The organism is Pseudomonas reinekei, assembly GCF_001945365.1.
GTDB classification, from domain to species: Bacteria; Pseudomonadota; Gammaproteobacteria; order Pseudomonadales; family Pseudomonadaceae; genus Aquipseudomonas; species Aquipseudomonas reinekei.
On record NZ_MSTQ01000002.1, the window covers coordinates 389,961 to 406,866 of the forward strand.

General features: G+C 56.3%; 13 protein-coding genes. 7 read left to right on the plus strand and 6 right to left on the minus strand.

Going from position 1 to position 16,906, the window contains the following annotated elements; genetic code table 11:
* Positions 1-136 precede the first annotated feature (136 nt).
* Together BVK86_RS04225 and fos are read right to left on the minus strand one after the other, a co-directional pair.
* The gene (locus tag BVK86_RS04225; protein WP_075945234.1) at positions 137-1,510 is read right to left on the minus strand and encodes an IS5/IS1182 family transposase; all 1,374 of its coding nucleotides are present in this window, start codon (positions 1,508-1,510) and stop codon (positions 137-139) included.
* An 88-nt stretch (positions 1,511-1,598) separates the two neighbouring features.
* Entirely contained in the window at positions 1,599-2,009 is a 411-nt protein-coding gene (gene fos, locus BVK86_RS04230; RefSeq protein WP_059181040.1) for a fosfomycin resistance glutathione transferase, read from the minus strand.
* A gap of 540 nt (positions 2,010-2,549) precedes the next feature.
* Between fos and BVK86_RS04235 the strand changes: the two genes are divergently transcribed.
* On the plus strand, positions 2,550-4,043 hold the full coding sequence (locus tag BVK86_RS04235; protein ID WP_075945235.1) for a sulfatase-like hydrolase/transferase: 1,494 nt from the start codon (positions 2,550-2,552) through the stop codon (positions 4,041-4,043).
* A 237-nt stretch (positions 4,044-4,280) separates the two neighbouring features.
* On the opposite strand, the gene BVK86_RS04240 is transcribed toward BVK86_RS04235, so the two are convergent.
* Positions 4,281-5,441 carry a formylglycine-generating enzyme family protein gene (locus BVK86_RS04240; protein ID WP_231977877.1) on the minus strand — a complete coding sequence of 387 codons (1,161 nt, stop codon included), beginning with the start codon at positions 5,439-5,441 and terminating at the stop codon, positions 4,281-4,283.
* Positions 5,442-5,584: 143 nt separating this feature from the next.
* On the opposite strand from BVK86_RS04240, the gene BVK86_RS04245 reads away from it, so the two are divergent.
* Together BVK86_RS04245 and BVK86_RS04250 are read left to right on the plus strand one after the other, a co-directional pair.
* The gene (locus BVK86_RS04245; RefSeq protein WP_075945236.1) at positions 5,585-8,110 is read left to right on the plus strand and encodes an arylsulfatase; all 2,526 of its coding nucleotides are present in this window, start codon (positions 5,585-5,587) and stop codon (positions 8,108-8,110) included.
* 67 nt (positions 8,111-8,177) lie between these two features.
* A complete protein-coding gene (locus BVK86_RS04250; RefSeq protein WP_075945320.1) occupies positions 8,178-8,612 on the plus strand; it encodes a DUF2721 domain-containing protein in 435 nt (144 codons plus the stop codon).
* A 162-nt stretch (positions 8,613-8,774) separates the two neighbouring features.
* Here the strand turns inward: BVK86_RS04250 and BVK86_RS04255 are convergent, their stop codons facing one another.
* Positions 8,775-9,983 (minus strand): XylR family transcriptional regulator, encoded by a 1,209-nt coding sequence (locus BVK86_RS04255; RefSeq protein WP_075945237.1) that lies wholly within the window; start codon positions 9,981-9,983, stop codon positions 8,775-8,777.
* 175 nt (positions 9,984-10,158) lie between these two features.
* On the opposite strand from BVK86_RS04255, the gene xylA reads away from it, so the two are divergent.
* The 4 genes from xylA (at position 10,159) to BVK86_RS04275 (ending at position 15,486) form a co-directional block, all read left to right on the plus strand.
* Positions 10,159-11,475: a xylose isomerase gene (xylA, locus tag BVK86_RS04260; RefSeq protein ID WP_075945238.1), complete on the plus strand. Its 1,317-nt coding sequence runs from the start codon at positions 10,159-10,161 to the stop codon at positions 11,473-11,475.
* A 149-nt stretch (positions 11,476-11,624) separates the two neighbouring features.
* Positions 11,625-12,626 carry a D-xylose ABC transporter substrate-binding protein gene (xylF, locus tag BVK86_RS04265; protein ID WP_075945239.1) on the plus strand — a complete coding sequence of 334 codons (1,002 nt, stop codon included), beginning with the start codon at positions 11,625-11,627 and terminating at the stop codon, positions 12,624-12,626.
* Between the two features lie 166 nt (positions 12,627-12,792).
* A complete protein-coding gene (gene xylG / locus BVK86_RS04270; protein WP_075945240.1) occupies positions 12,793-14,349 on the plus strand; it encodes a D-xylose ABC transporter ATP-binding protein in 1,557 nt (518 codons plus the stop codon).
* The gene (locus BVK86_RS04275; RefSeq protein WP_075945241.1) at positions 14,350-15,486 is read left to right on the plus strand and encodes a sugar ABC transporter permease; all 1,137 of its coding nucleotides are present in this window, start codon (positions 14,350-14,352) and stop codon (positions 15,484-15,486) included. It abuts the gene before it with no gap.
* A 37-nt stretch (positions 15,487-15,523) separates the two neighbouring features.
* On the opposite strand, the gene BVK86_RS04280 is transcribed toward BVK86_RS04275, so the two are convergent.
* Together BVK86_RS04280 and BVK86_RS04285 are read right to left on the minus strand one after the other, a co-directional pair.
* Complete coding sequence (locus BVK86_RS04280; RefSeq protein ID WP_083659298.1) at positions 15,524-16,279, minus strand: bestrophin-like domain; 756 nt, start codon at positions 16,277-16,279, stop codon at positions 15,524-15,526.
* 236 nt (positions 16,280-16,515) lie between these two features.
* Positions 16,516-16,875, minus strand: coding sequence for a response regulator (locus tag BVK86_RS04285; RefSeq protein ID WP_075945243.1), 360 nt, complete (start codon positions 16,873-16,875; stop codon positions 16,516-16,518).
* Positions 16,876-16,906 lie beyond the last annotated feature (31 nt).

Genomic DNA, 16,906 nt, shown 5'->3' on the forward strand with positions numbered 1-16,906 from the left:
TTCAGCTGACCTGAACTCAGGCACGACCATCGCCTAAGAACCGACTCACCACATTGAGTGGTTTCTCGGCCCTTCGTTGACCGTTTCTGCTCAGTTAGTGGGTTAATTTGAGGTTTTTTGCTTAGTGCAGGCGCACCTATCCCGTAACTGGCGGACCTTGGGATGTAAGTTTGGCCAGCCGTCGCAGGTTCTGCACCGCGGCCGCCAGTGTGAACTCATCGGTCGCGCCGCTCATGCCACGTAGTCGCAAGCGATCCAGTTTCAGGATGCGCTTGAGGTGGGCGAACAACATTTCGACCTTCTTACGCTCGTGGCGAGAGCGCACGTACTCCGGCGTCGCTGCGATGCGCCGAGCCACATCACGAGCGGCTTCATGGACGCTGCGAGCGATTTTGCGAAACGCAGTGTTGGGGCAACACTTGGCCTTCATCGGACAGGCTACGCAGTCGGCCTGTCTGGATCGGAAGATGATGGTGTTAGCTTTGGTGACGTGCGAACGCTCGTTTTTGAAGGCTCGCCATTCGCTGCGTAATACGTTGCCGGCTGGGCAGCGGTATTCCTCGGCCTCTTCATTCCAGTGGAAATCGTTACTCGAAAAGCTGTCGTTCTTGCGCTCGGTTTTGTCCCACACCGGCACATGCGGCTCGATGTTTTTTTCCTCCACCATCCAGGCCAGCATCGGCGCGGTACCGTAAGCGGTGTCGCCAATGAGGCCTTCCGGCTTGATGTCGAACTGCGCTTCGACCCGATCGATCATCGTCTTGGTGCTCTCGACCTCCGCTGTGCGATGAGCTGGTGTGGGTTCCACATCCACAATGACGCCGTGCTCGGTATCGATCAGATAATTCGTGGAATAAGCGTAGAACGCCGGGCCGCCTGGAGCAGCGGTCCAGCGAGCCTGAGGATCAGTCAGTGACAAACGCTTCGGCAGCGTTTCGGCCAAAGCATCTTCATCAAGTGCCTCAAGGTATTCACGTACAGCGCGGCTGCTCAGAGACGGATCGCTCCAGCTAACCGGTTCGTCACCCGGTACGCCGCGCTGCCGACTCGCATCCGCCTTGATGATGCTAGCGTCCACGGCAAACCCTTCGCCCTTGACCAAACCTGCGTCCATGCAGCGACGCAGCACCTCATTGAACAACCAGCGAAACAGATCACGGTCCCGAAAACGGCCGTGCTTATTTTTGGAAAAGGTCGAGTGGTTGGGGACTTCATCTTCAAGGCTCAACCGGCAGAACCAGCGATACGCCAGGTTCAAATGGGTCTCTTCGCACAGCCGCCGTTCGGAGCGGATGCCATAGCAGTAGCCGACGATCAGCATGCGGATCATCAGTTCAGGATCAATCGACGGACGCCCAATCGGGCTATAGAAATCGGTGAGGTAATGGCGTGGGTCGCTGAGATCAAGACACCGATCAATGCTGCGCAGAAGGTGATTGGCGGGAATGTGATCTTCAAGGTTGAACGAGTAAAACAGTCGTTCCTGCCCACTCGATAACTGTCCCTTCATGCTGCGTGTTTCCCTGCTGACCAACGTAGAGATTTTGCCGCAGGCCAGATAGCAGAGCTACTTTTTCAATAAAATCAGACGAAAACGGTCAGTCAAAAAACTCCATACCTGCATACGGATGGCGCCGACATTCCTCAAGCCTTGAAGCGAGGCTGCCTACATGCACTTCCAGACGATGCCCATCGGGATCCGAAAAATAAAACGAGTTACCTTCACTCGAATTGGATTTCCACTCAATAACGTTACGAAGCCGCAAGTAAGCGGTGACTTCTTCAAAATCATCCTGCCCCACCGAAAACGCATAGTGGGTGTAATCAGGCTGTTTTTCCGCCACACGACTCTCATCGAGAGACAGACAAAGCCAGAGATCACCGAGGGAAAGATAGGCCCCCGTCTCCCAGCGGGCAGCCAATCTAAACCCAGGTAGAGCCTCATAAAACTCAATGCTGCGAGAGAGGTTCACAACCGCCAACGTAAAATGATTCAAGCCAGTCAACATGAGCATCTATCCAGAATCAGTCCACGAGAACGGTTGAGGATATCAACATCGACTTTTTCAACACAATCGGCCGATAGTGGTCATTCAAAGTGCCCATACAACACAAAGCACGAAACCTCTTGATCGCATCGGTGCAACGTTCCAGCACCTATCAAAAAGCTGATTCGCGACGTCAAGGTCACCGTCTGCCGATGATCTACAGCGGTGCTCCATCTCCAATCGTATATAGCCGGTTAGTTGATTTAAATCAGATCCGTTTGTAACGGCAGCGTGAAAACTCAGGCGACGTTGAAAAACGTTGCACGCCTGCTGCGGGAAAAGGCCCGGGCCCTCTCGACATTAGAGGAACTATCTGAATCCGCAGATATTGCTTTTGCCCACTGCAGCTCCATCGTTTGGCAGAGCAGCGATCTAGATGAGCTGGCAACCCTGCGAGCTCGAAAAACAACATCGATTCATCGGTACCCCGCGCATTCGGCACTACAACAACCTGCGAAAAATTAGCGTGCTCGGTGCAATTGTTCTTCAGGAGTAATAGCCATGAACCGAACGGTTATGCTGCTCGCTGCCTCAATTATTTTTCTGTCATCAATTACAGCCTTTGCACAATCCAATCAACCCAACATCCTCGTTATCTGGGGGGATGACATCGGCATGGAAAATACCAGCTATAACAACCGCGGGATGATGGGTTACCAGACGCCAAACATCGACCGCATCGCCAGGGAAGGTTTGGGGTTCACTGATTATTACACCCAACAAAGCTGTACCGCAGGACGTGCAGCATTGACTGGCGGTTCCGTTCCCATTCGCAACGGCATGATCAAGATCGCGACGGCGAAAAATCCGAAAACCGGTAAGCGCTTTACCGAAATGACCTATCAACCCATGCTCGAACTGCTCGCCTACTTGCGCGAGAACGGTTTCAAGACCTTCATCGTGGCAGGCGGTGGCATTGAGTTCATGCGGCCCTGGACCGAGCAGGTTTACGGTATCCCGCCAGAACAGATCACTGGCAGCAGCGTTAAGACGACATTTGAACTGCGTGATGGCAAGCCGGTGCTCGTACGCCGGTCAGAACTCAATTTCAATGATGACAAGAGCGAGAAACCGGTCGGTATCAATCAGCATATTGGCCGCCGCCCTATCGCCGCTTTTGGTAACTCTCGCGGCGACAAAGAAATGCTGGAATATACGCAAGGCGGCAGCGGTGCGCGTTTCGAGTTGCTTGTGCTACACGACGATGCGACGCGCGAATTCGCCTATGGTCCGGCTCGTGGATTGCCGGACGTCAAACCGGGTGCTTTCCCAACCGAACTGGATGAGCAGGCGAAGTCGAGCGGTTGGACTGTAGTCAGCATGAAGAACGATTGGAAAACCGTTTTCCCGCCCGCACAGTCCAAGGTCACCGCCATCGATATCCTCCTGGAGCCAGACAGCACAATGCTCAAATACTCCGATGCCAATAACGCCCGACTGCTCGCTGTGTTCCCGAAAGGTTTCGCTCTGGATGCCGAGCACCGTCCACATGTAACACTGATTCAGCGATTCGTCCGCACGGAGGATCTCGACAAGGTCTATGCCGCTGCGGAGAAAGTCCTCGTCAGCGCCAACGTAAACGCCATGAAGCTGGAGGCGTTCAAGTACTACTACGCTCCCGCTGGAGCGGTCGGGGTCGCCGGAATTTGCGCGAAGCCAACGCCGGAAATCATCAAGCTGCAAGCGGACCTCATTACTGCCGTGGAGCCTTTCACGGTTGAGTCCGGCTCTATCGGTGCTTTTACTGCAGCACATGACGATCCTGCTAGTGACGCGGCGCTCATCCAATACGTATCAACATTCGTCCCGAAGATGTCTGGTGAGAATTTCAATCCCCATGTGAGCACAGGCGTTGCACCTCGCGACTATCTCGACAAGATGAATGCCGAGCCGTTCCAGTCATTTGTTTTCTCGCCCACTGGCGCAGCGGTTTATCAGTTGGGGCCCTTCGGCACCGCTGCAAAAAAACTCAAAGCATGGAATCTGAAACCTTAAGACGATCAAAAGTAGTCGTAGTTATCTTCTGAGAGTCCGCCAGGGGGCGATTCTGTTGGAATAGTCGACCCTGATTTGCACGGTAGAAAAGCACGCGTTTGAGATTCAAATGTTTACATCGAGCAGAGGGAACATCTGAATAATATGGCCCTGGGCCTAATAATCGGATCCTGTTCGGGCATGACGTGATCCGGACTTTTTCGACGGCAAGGCGTGGCATCGGCGTGCGGATTGTCTTCAGTGGATCTTTTTCCATTGATCATTGCTCATCGCCAAGCGAAACCCGAGATGCGACATGGCATTCATAGGATCCGCCCCCTGCCTGGCACTGGTTCGAAAGCTCGTGCAGTAGCTGTCGCTACAAAGAAAAGATCCACCTCGAATCACACGCTGAGGCGCGTTGGCCGTTACTCCGAGCGCAGGGTCATAGCTGTCAGGCGGACCCATCGGGTTATATGAAACGCCGCCAGCGGACTGACGTTTGAGTTCAAGGTTAAAGGCATCAGTACGATACCAGTCGGCAACCCACTGCCAAACGTTCCCGGACATGTCGTACAGCCCGTACGCGTTAGGTTTGTAACTTCCTACCGGTTTGGTGCCAATCTTGAATTTATTACTGGACCCGATAATTGGAAACGGTTGTACCTCGTCCCAGGTATTGGCCATTTTTTGCCCCCCCGGCGTGAAGTCATTGCCCCACGCGTAGTCCGCTTGTTGCAGTCCGCCTCTTGCGGCGTATTCCCATTCAGCTTCGGTCAGCAGACGTTTATGTGCCCACTGCGCGTACGCCTTTGCATCTTCATGCGAGACCTGCACGACCGGATGGTTTTCCTTGCCCTCGACGGTGCTGTCCGGTCCCAACGGGTGACGCCAGTCAGCCCCGGGAACAAATGCCCACCACTGGCTGAAATCATCCAGGGGGATTGGCCGGTCCGTGCCCACGAAAACCAATGCGCCAGGCACCAGGACGCTGTCGTGCGGTTCTGGAGTACCGGCGGGTAGCTGCACTTTCAGATCGTCCCATTCAGGCTTGCGTTCGGCAGTGGTGACGTAACGGGTTTCAGCAATGAAGCGGGCGAAATCGGCATTAGTGACATCATGACGGTCAATCCAGAAACCATCGAGCCGAACCTTGTGGGCAGGCCCCTCGCTAGGCTTCGCCTGCTTGTTATCGCTGCCCATCAAAAATTCGCCAGCAGGCATCCAGACCATCTCCGAGGGGCCATTATTTCCATCCCCCAGCGTCATCGGCGATGGATCACGAAGGTGTTGATACGCCGCGAGCGCCAAGCCGACACTCAGGAGTCCGACTGCAACAATGGCAATGCCCCAGCGTTTGTTCTTGACCTGCATCTGCGCGTCCATTGGTTTCTCAGCCAGCGAGGATTGTGCGGCCAATCGCTGATCCAATGCATTTGGTAAGACTGGTTAAATTGACAAATATCAATAAAGGCAACACCAACACAGGCCACTTTTAATCGCGCACGTTCTCTGCCCGAGCGGCAACCCATCCGCAGCATTGTGTTCACCAGGTGCCAATGATGATCCCTCCATGTTCAACCTCGGCACTGCGAACTCTCTCCCCCCTGCTGCTATGCCTTGCCTTCGGCGCGTACACCAACTACCCACAGGCCGACCAACTCAATGGTCCCCCAGGCACGACCAGCACCACCCGGGTCATTTCCGGCGAGCAGCTACCGGCGCCCGACATGCCGTTCGGGGGCACGATCACCGAGATTGCGCAGAGCTCCACCCCCTACTGGCCGGCGACCATCGTGCCGCCCAAGGGCGCGCCGAATGTGTTGCTGATCATCACCGATGACGCCGGCTACGGGGTATCCAGCACCTTCGGCGGGGTGATTCCAACGCCAACCATGGATCGCATTGCAGCCAACGGCCTGCGCTACACCCAATTCAACTCCACCGCGCTCTGCTCTCCTACCCGCGCAGCGCTCATCACCGGACGCAACCACCACTCCGTTGGCTTCGGGACTATTTCCGAAACGGCCACCGGTTATCCCGGCTATAACAGCATCATTGAAAAAAATACGTCGACGATCGGCCGGATTTTGCAAGATAACGGTTACCACACCTCCTGGTTCGGCAAGGATCACAACACCCCTGCCTTTCAAGCGAGCCAGGCCGGTCCATTCGGTCAGTGGCCAACCGGTATGGGTTTTGAGTACTTCTATGGATTTATCGGCGGCGACACCAATCAGTGGCAGCCCAACCTGTTCCGCAACACCACACAAATCTATCCATTCGAAGGCAAGCCTGGCTGGAACCTGACCACGGCGATGGCCGACGATGCGATCGATTACATGCAGCGCATGAACGCCCTGACCCCTGACCGCCCATTCTTTGTCTACTACGCACCCGGCGGCACCCACGCGCCACATCATGCGACGCAGGAGTGGATCAAGAAGATCAGCGACATGCACCTCTTTGATGGGGGGTGGAACCAGCTACGCGAGACCATCTTTGCCAACCAGAAACAGCTCGGCGTAATTCCGCCGGACACCAAACTGACCCCATGGCCCAGCGATCTGTTGCCCGCCTGGGGCAGCCTGAACGCCGACCAGAAGAAACTGTATATCCGCCAGGTTGAGGTGTTCGCCGCTTACGAGGCCTATACCGACCACGAAATCGGCCGTGTGATCCAGACCATCGAGGACATGGGCAAACTGGACAACACCCTGATCGTCTATATCACCGGCGACAATGGCACAAGCTCTGAAGGGCAGATGCTGGGCACTCCTAACGAAGTCGCCATGTTCAACGGCGTGCAAATACCGGTCGAGTTGCAACTGAAGAAATACTATGACGCCTGGGGTACCGACCAGACCTACAACCACATGGCTGCGGGCTGGGCCTGGGCCTTTGATGCACCCTTTACATGGGTCAAGCAGATCGCATCGCACCTGGGCGGCGTGCGCCAGGGCATGGCCATTTCCTGGCCCGCACGGATTACCGACAAGGGTGGCATCCGTACCCAGTTCCACCACGTCATCGACATTGTGCCGACCATCCTGGAGGCCACCGGCATCAGTGCGCCGAACACAGTCAACGGCATTGCCCAGAAACCCATCGAAGGCAACAGCCTGTTTTACTCCTTCGACAAGGGAAACGCCCAGGCGCCCTCTGCCCACAAGACTCAATACTTCGAAATGCTCGGCGACCACGCGCTCTACCACGACGGCTGGATGGCCAGTACCAAAGTGGTGCGCCCCCCTTGGAATATGACCGCCAAAGCTTCCGACCCCATGCAGATGCAATGGGAGTTGTACAACCTGAACGAGGACTACTCACAGTCTACCGATCTGGCGTTGCAGAACCCGGAGAAGCTCAAGCAGTTGCAGGCCATGTTCATGGATGAAGCCCGCAATTATCAGGTATTGCCGCTCGACACTTCGGTACTGCCGCGGATGATAGCGCCGAGACCGAGCATTACGGCCGGACGCAACATCTTCACCTGGGAACACCCTCTGACGGGCACACCCAATGGCGATGCGCCGAGCGTGCTGAATACGTCCTACACCTACACCGCCGAGATGGAAGTTGGCGATAACGGTGCCGAAGGCATGTTGATCACCCAGGGCGGGCGTTTCGCGGGCTACGGCTTCTACCTCGTGAAGAGCAAACCGGTATTCCTGTGGAACCTGATCGATCTGGAGCGGGTACGCTGGGCCGGTGCCGACGCGCTCACACCGGGCAAACATGTGCTGGAGTTCGACTTCAAGTACGACGGTCTCGGCGCTGCAACGCTCGCGTTCAACAGTTTTTCAGGGGTCGGTCTCGGCGGAATGGGCACCCTCAAGGTGGACGGCAAAGTAGTCGACCAACACAAAATGGAGCACAGCCTTCCCTTCACCCTGGCCTGGGATGAAAGTCTGGATATCGGATCTGACTCCCTCACCGGGGTCAACGACGCTGACTATCTGCCGCCTTTTACCTTCACGGGCAAGCTGAATAAAATCACCCTGAAGATTGACCGCCCCGAGCTGAGCCAAGCCGATATCGAGAAACTGAAACAGGCCCAGCAAGCCATCGAAAGCGGCAAAGAGTAAGTCATGAATTCAAGGCACGGGGCGATTCAGATTGCGCGCGCTCCGACGAACCTGGGCGGACCCTCAATTGAACGAATTCATTCCTGACGCTGTGCGGTTGTCCCACATCTTTTCACAAGCCACAGCCCCTACATTTTTCCTTGGTGCAATTGCTGCGTTCGTTTCGTTAATGACTTCGAGGTTATCCGCTGTCATCGACCGTACACGTGTACTCAACGCGATCCCCGAAGACGACCAGAGACGTGCGCACCTCAGAGCTGATCTGGAGAGACTGAGGCGACGGGCTACCTTATTGAACGCTGGTATCCTCTCTTCTTTGCGCGGCGGACTTTGCGCCACGCTGCTGCTCGCTATCATCTTTTTAACTGAGTTCATGGGCTTCAAGTACGCCTATGGTGCCGGCCTTCTTTTTATAATCGCCACCTTCTTCCTTGGTGTGGGTCTGTTTCGCTTCGCCCAAGAAGCCAAGATCAGTGTCAGTGCCGAGGATGAACACCTTTGATCGAATCAAAGGCGAACTGTTTCTATGGTGTTGGGATCCTGTGCCATTTGGGTTTCTGCGCGACGATTACCCTTGAGGTGGCGATGGCTTGATCGAACGGGCCATGGCTTTGCCCTCGATCCCCCCTTGTCCTCCTTAAACCAGGAGGACAAGCCATGAACATTACAGTGACCGTCCGGAAGCGGACGGCAGGTCATACCGTGCACCCTGCTGATATTCACGAGGCGTACATCCAAACTCACGACGAAACACCGTGTGTAGATATTGTGCAGATTTGAAGCCGCAAGTGCGGGCAACGTCCGCAATCGCGGTGTCGGTATTTTCCAACCCGCTCGTAGCCGCCGCCAATTTGAAACGCAGGATCTCGTCGTGCACGCTGCAGCCTCGCTCAGTTCGAAAGTGCGATTCCAGCGATGAGCGCGAGACACCGACATACGCCGCCACTTGCGCGGTCTTGATGCCCTGGCACGCATATTGGCGGATGAACAGCAGCGCTTGCATGACGTAGGGGTTGCCCAATGGTTGGTGCAAACTCGACACCTGTACGTTGACCGCATCCGGCGGGATCAGGATTTGCCTGCCAGTGGACGGCATGCCGTGCAGCATCTGGTGCAGCAGTTGCGCGGCGGTGCGGCCCATGGCTTCGGTGCCCTGTATGACCGAGCTCAGGGGGACTCGGGTCAGGCTGCGTGTCAGGGGATCGTTGTCGATACCAATCAACGCCACCTGCTCCGGCACGGCGATTCCGGCGGTCAGGCAGGCTTGCAGCAACTGGCGGGCGCGGGCGTCACTGACAGCAATGATACCGATGGGCTTTGACAGGCTTTGGAGCCAGGCGATCAGTTGTTCGACGGCGCTGTCCCAGAGCGGTGCGCTGGTGCCCATGCCGCGATAGACCTCGGCGTGCAAGCCGTCACGTTGCATCAGTCGTCGAAAGGATTTTTCCCGTTCCTGGGCCCAACGATTGGCCTGCGCTTCAGGCAGGCTGAAGCAGGCAAAACGCTGCAGCCCCGCCTCGATCAAGTGTTCGTAAGCCAGGGTGATCAGTGCGCTATTGTCGGTGGCGACGTAAGGAATGCCTTTCGGGTAGGCACGCTCATCCTGATAGGAACCACCCACTGCCACCACCGGCAACTTGATGTCGGCCAGCGCCTCGCCAATCAGCGGATCGTCGAAGTCGGCAATGATCCCGTCACCTTGCCAGCGCTCGATCCCTTTCAACCGGCAGAGAAAGTCCTCTTCCAGGAACAGGTCCCAGGACGCGCGGGTGCTGCTCAGGTAATCACCGATGCCGCTGATGATGCCCCGGTCATAGATCTTGCTCCCGTTGAACAACAGTGCGATGCGGTGAACAGGCGGTACTGTTTTCATTATTTTTATGCTTGTTCCGGGGCCTCTGTCACGGAGGCGGTCCGCACAGACTAGGCGCGCAGACGACGAATCTCAATACGCAAAATCGCACTCTGCTTTGGTGATTTTCATAATCAGCAGGCAGGGGGCCGTTGCTAGTATCGAGACACCGCCAAGAACAACAAGGACATTGCCAATGCTGTACTTCCCCGATGTCGACAAGATTCGCTACGAAGGCCCTGCCAGCGATTCTCCCCTCGCCTTCCGTCATTACGATGCCGACAAAGTCATCCTCGGCAAACCCATGCGCGAACACCTGCGCATGGCTGCCTGTTATTGGCACACCTTCGTCTGGCCAGGTTCCGACGTGTTCGGTGCAGGTACATTCAAGCGCCCATGGCAACATGCCGGCGACCCGATGGAGCTGGCCATTGGCAAGGCAGAAGCCGCGTTCGAGTTCTTCTCCAAACTGGGTATCGATTATTACTGCTTCCACGACACGGATGTCGCCCCGGAAGGCAACTCGCTCAAGGAGTACCGCAACCACTTTGCACAAATGATCGATCACCTGGAGCGCCATCAGGAAGAAAGCGGCATCAAGCTGCTGTGGGGCACCGCCAACTGCTTCAGCAATCCGCGTTTTGCCGCCGGCGCCGCCAGTAACCCGGACCCCGAAGTGTTCGCCTTCGCCGCTGCCCAGGTCTTCAGCGCCATGAACGCGACCCAACGCCTGAAAGGCTCCAACTACGTATTGTGGGGCGGTCGCGAAGGCTACGAAACCCTGCTCAATACCGACTTGAAACGTGAACGCGAGCAACTGGGCCGCTTCATGCGCATGGTGGTCGAGCACAAGCACAAGATCGGTTTCAAAGGCGACCTGCTGATCGAACCCAAACCGCAGGAGCCAACCAAACACCAATACGATTACGACAGCGCCACCGTGTTCGGCTTTCTCCAGCAGTTCGGCCTGGAAAAGGAAATCAAGGTCAACATCGAGGCCAACCACGCCACCCTGGCCGGTCATAGTTTTCATCACGAGGTGGCGACGGCCGTCTCGCTGGGGATTTTCGGCAGCATCGACGCCAACCGCGGTGATCCGCAAAACGGCTGGGACACCGATCAGTTCCCCAATAGCGTCGAAGAAATGACCCTGGTCACCTATGAAATTCTCAAGGCCGGCGGTTTCACCAATGGTGGCTACAACTTCGACTCCAAGGTTCGCCGCCAGAGCCTCGATGAGACCGATCTGTTCCATGGTCACGTCGGCGCAATGGACGTCCTCGCGCAGTCCCTGGAACGGGCAGCCGCCATGGTGCAGAACGACCAGCTTCAGGTGCTCAAGGATCAACGCTATGCCGGCTGGCACCAGCCGTTCGGGCAGGCGGTGCTGACGGGTGAGTTCGACCTTCAATCATTGGCCGAACATGCCTTCGCCCATGAACTGAATCCACAGGCCGTCAGCGGCAGGCAGGAAATGCTCGAAAACCTCGTCAACCGGTTCATCTATCGCTGATCGCCTGCAGGGTCTTGGGGCGTAACGACGCTGTGACAATCGCACGACAAATCTGTGCCCGCTACGCCTGCCGATTCTCTACAGTTCTATCAGCCCGAGATTCATCGTCAGGCAGTGTCTTTCAAACAAAAATAAAAGGACGCACCACCATGAAGAATGTAAAACGCGCGCTACTGGCCAGCGCCCTGGCGCTGCTTTCGCTGCCAGTAATGGCCGATTCTGCCCACCCGAAAATCGGTTTCTCCATTGATGATCTACGGCTGGAACGCTGGTCACGGGACCGCGATTACTTCGTTGCGGCGGCGGAAAAGATGGACGCCAAGGTCTTCGTACAGTCAGCCGATGCCAACGAGCAAAAGCAGATTTCGCAAATCGAAAACCTCATTTCCCGTGGCGTCGATGTGATTGTCATCGTGCCGTTCAACGCCACGGTGCTGACCAACGCAGTGGCCGAAGCGAAGAAAGCCGGCATCAAGGTTGTGTCCTATGACCGCCTGATACTCAACGCGGATATCGACGCCTACATTTCCTTCGATAATGAAAAGGTCGGCGAGATGCAGGCCAGCGGCGTGCTGCAAGCGGCGCCCAAGGGCAACTACTTTCTGCTCGGTGGTGCGCCCACCGACAACAACGCAAAAGTCCTGCGCGAAGGTCAGATGAAAGTGCTGCAACCGGCCATCGACAAGGGGGATATCAAGATCGTCGGCCAGCAATGGGTGAAGGAATGGAACCCTACCGAAGCGTTGAGCATTGTTGAAAACGCCTTGACCCGCAACGACAACAAAATCGACGGTATCGTCGCCTCAAACGACGCCACGGCAGGCGGCGCCATCCAGGCACTGGCCTCTCAGCAACTGGCCGGCAAGGTGCCGATTTCGGGGCAGGACGCCGACCTCGCGGCAGTCAAGCGAGTGATCGCCGGCACGCAAACCATGACCGTCTACAAACCGCTTAAACTCATCGCCTCCGAAGCCGCCAAGCTCTCAGTGCAACTGGCCCGTAACGAGAAACCCGCCTACAGCTCGCAGTACGACAACGGCAGCAAAAAAGTCGACACCATCCTGCTCACTCCGACACCGTTGACCAAGGACAACATCGACCTCCTGGAACAGGACGGGTTTTACACCAAGGCGCAGATAGCCGGACAGTGACCAAGGCATCAATCCCTGGTTATGCGAAACACTTGTGGGAGCGAGCCTGCTCGCGAAGACGGTGGTTCAGCCTGCATCGCGATTGAATGTGCTGAAGCCATCGCGAGCAGGTTCGCTCCCACAAAGATCAGTGCGATGTGAGTCTTTGTTATACGAGCCCTCTGCCATGTCCGATTATCTGCTGCAAATGAACGGTATCGTCAAAACCTTCGGCGGTGTCAAAGCGCTCAATGGTATCGACCTCAAGGTCAAGCCAGGGGAATGCCTCGGGCTGTGCGGCGAGAATGGCGCCGGCAAATCCACGTTGATGAAGATACTTTCCGCGGTCTATCCCCATGGCACCTGGGACGGTGAAATCCTCTGGGACGGTCAACCGCTCAAGGCGCAATCGATCAGCGAAACGGAAGCCGCCGGTATCGTCATCATTCACCAGGAACTGACGCTGGTTCCCGATCTGTCGGTGGCCGAGAACATTTTCATGGGCCATGAACTGACGCTGCCCGGTGGCCGAATGAATTACCCGGCGATGATCCACCGCGCCGAAGCCCTGATGCGTGAACTGAAAGTGCCGGACATGAACGTATCGTTGCCGGTTTCGCAATACGGCGGCGGCCATCAGCAACTGGTGGAAATCGCCAAGGCACTGAACAAACACGCGCGCCTGTTGATCCTCGACGAGCCTTCATCAGCCCTGACCCGTTCGGAAATCGAGGTGCTGCTGGACATCATCCGCGACCTCAAAACCAAGGGTGTCGCCTGCGTCTACATCTCCCACAAGCTCGATGAAGTGGCCGCTGTGTGCGACACCATTTCGGTGATCCGTGACGGCAAACACATCGCCACGACCGACATGGCCGACCTGGATATTCCACAGATCATCACCCAGATGGTCGGACGGGAAATGAGCAACCTCTACCCCACCGAACCACACGACATTGGCGAGGTGATTTTTGAGGCCCGCCACATCACCTGCTACGACGTCGACAACCCCAAGCGCAAACGGGTCGACGATATTTCGTTCAGCCTCAAACACGGGGAAATCCTCGGCATCGCCGGGTTGGTCGGTGCAGGCCGCACCGAGCTGGTGACAGCGCTGTTCGGCGCCTACCCCGGCAGCCACGAAGGCGAAGTCTGGCTGGACGGCCAACTCATCGACACCCGCACGCCGCTCAAGTCAATCCGTGCCGGTCTGTGCCTGGTGCCTGAGGACCGCAAGCGTCAGGGCATCATTCCAGACCTTGGCGTCGGCCAGAACATCACCCTGGCCGTGCTGGACAGTTACTCGAAACTGACCCGCATCGATGCCGAAGCGGAACAGGGAAGCATCGGTCGAGAAATTTCGCGCCTGCACCTCAAGACCGCGAGCCCGTTCCTGCCGATCACCAGCCTGTCCGGTGGCAATCAACAAAAAGCCGTATTGGCGAAGATGCTGCTGACCAAGCCCCGGGTCCTGATTCTCGATGAGCCCACCCGAGGCGTGGATGTCGGTGCCAAGTACGAGATCTATAAACTGATGGGGGCGCTGGCGGCCGAAGGCGTGTCGATCATCATGGTGTCGTCTGAGCTGGCCGAAGTGCTCGGTGTTTCCGACCGCGTCCTGGTGATCGGCGAAGGACAGTTACGTGGCGACTTCATCAACCACGGACTCACCCAGGAACAGGTGCTCGCCGCCGCACTCAGCCAGCCTGAAAGCCATAACAATAATGATCGGAAAACCGCGTAAATGAATCAGGTCAAACAACTCTTCACTCGCTACAAAATGCTCGCGCTGGTGTTTGCCGTGGCGTTTATCTGGATGTTCTTCAGCTGGCAGACCGACGGCGGATTCCTGACACCGCGCAATCTCTCCAATCTGCTGCGCCAGATGTCGATTACCGGAATTCTCGCCTGCGGCATGGTGCTGGTGATCATCAGCGGCGAGATCGATTTGTCAGTCGGCTCATTGCTGGGCCTGCTCGGTGGCGTCGCCGCTATTCTCGACGTTATCTACCATATACCGCTGTTGGCCAACCTGAGCCTTGTTGCCCTGTGCGGCCTGTTGATCGGCCTCGCCAACGGCTACATGGCTGCCTATCTGCGTATTCCGTCGTTCATCGTCGGGCTGGGGGGCATGCTGGCTTTCCGGGGGATTTTGCTGGGGATTACCGGCGGCACGACCATCGCCCCGGTATCGCCGGAACTCGTCTACATAGGCCAGGGTTATTTGCCCCACACGGTCGGCACAGGCTTGGGCGTTGTGCTGTTCGCGCTGACGTTGCTCCTGACCTGGAAACAACGGCGCAACCGCGCCCTTCACGGCCTGGCGGCACACTCACTGGTGCGTGACGTAGTACGCGTGCTGTTGATCGGCGCCGTGCTGGCCGGCTTTGTCCACACGCTCAACAGCTATGACGGCATTCCCGTGCCGGTCCTGCTTCTGCTGATTCTGCTGGGCGCATTCAGCTACATGACCAGCCAGACCGTCTTCGGCCGACGCGTCTATTCCGTGGGCAGCAACATGGAAGCGACACGCCTGTCGGGTATCAACGTGCAGGCGGTGAAGCTCTGGATTTTCGGGATCATGGGCGTGATGTGCGCCCTCGCCGGCGTGGTCAACACCGCACGTCTGGCCGCCGGTTCGCCCTCGGCTGGCAGCATGGGCGAGCTCGACGCCATCGCCGCCTGTTTCATCGGCGGCACCTCCATGCGTGGCGGCTCCGGGACCGTCTACGGCGCCCTCCTCGGCGCGCTGGTCATCACCAGCCTGGACAACGGGATGTCCATGCTCGACGTCGACAGTTATTGGCAGATGATCGTCAAGGGCAGCATTCTGGTGTTGGCCGTGTGGGTGGATGTGAGCACCCGGACTGGGCAACGTTGATTGCTGTGGATGGGTTGATGCACCTGCAGCTCATTTATTAAAGCTGCATTTCCGCGAGCGCTCTGCGAAGCGGTTGATCGGAAATTTGTATGGGGCCATGAAATGGAATATCCATGTCCAATACAAGATAGACCGAAGCGGCAATGAGCAATGATGAGATGGTGAACATTCCAACGACCATGGAATTTCGCGGTGCTCGGTATCCAAAACTAGCGAAGATGAGTGTCAACCAAGCGACTAACATGCCGATCAAAGGGCCCGGAATCGCGCCCTCAGACTGCTCGACGATCCTCCAGCGCTGTTCGATGAGCAAATGGTATTGCTGACGAATATCCTGGAGCATCGTTTCATGGAAACGGTCCGCAGGTTTTATTCCGATCAATGATTTTCCGATGTCATCCAGGTAGCTCGCCGCCTCGCTGTTGCGGTGCTGCAGCGCCTCGTCACCTCGATATGGATTCTCGATAGCACGTTCAAGATAAGTGATCAGTCGGCGCCGCGTATCGTGTGTTGCTTCCCCGTAGCCCCGCAAAGTACGGTCAAAAATGATCAGGCTGGTTGCGTACGAATGAAAACTTGAATCAATAGACTCGAAAGTGTTTTTGGCTGAATTGATCATTAGCCCAAAAACCAGCGAGGTCATGACGACGAAAATATTGGCCACTAACCGAACCACGGTGTTGGTGTCGTCATCTCTATGTCGGGAAGCCAGTTTTGGATACCAATGCATCATGATGAGCGAGGCCGAAAGCAGACACATAAAAACCGCGACCGAGATCCATAGGGCGTCCATACGCATACCTCTATTGCTGTGCTTCTGATTCCTGAAGACGGGGCAGCTATCTCAAGCACGAGATTAAAATTGTGAACACTCGATCGCACACGCAGCAGAAAAAGAGTCGCTCCTGCGGCCGTTCCGACATACAGCAATAACGCAGGTTGCGAGCGTTGCAATTACCAATGGAGCTTACTTCAGGCTGGCAGAAAGCATTGCCAAGGTTGACTGCAATGAAACGGAATGCCTGATGCTCAGGTGTTGAGAATGTCTTTGACTTTGGAGACTACCAGGTCGATGTTGAATGGCTTTTCTAACACGCTGACAAACAAATCTGATCGTGCATTTCCCAGATGCGCCTGAGCGCCACTCATGAGGATAATCGGAATAGTCTTGAGATCATCCTTCGCCTTCACCGCTTCCGCAAATTCAAGCCCCGTCAAACCCGGCATCATAAAGTCAGTGATGATCAGGTCGGGCTTTTCTCTGTCGAGAATCTCAAGAGCCCTCGTGCCGCTCCCAGCGGTTACGGTCAAAAACCCCTCATCCTCTAACGCAAAGCTCAAGATATCGGCAATCAGGTACTCATCATCAATAATCAGAATTGTGGTCATTTTCTAATCATGCCCCAAGCCAGCTTCGAGA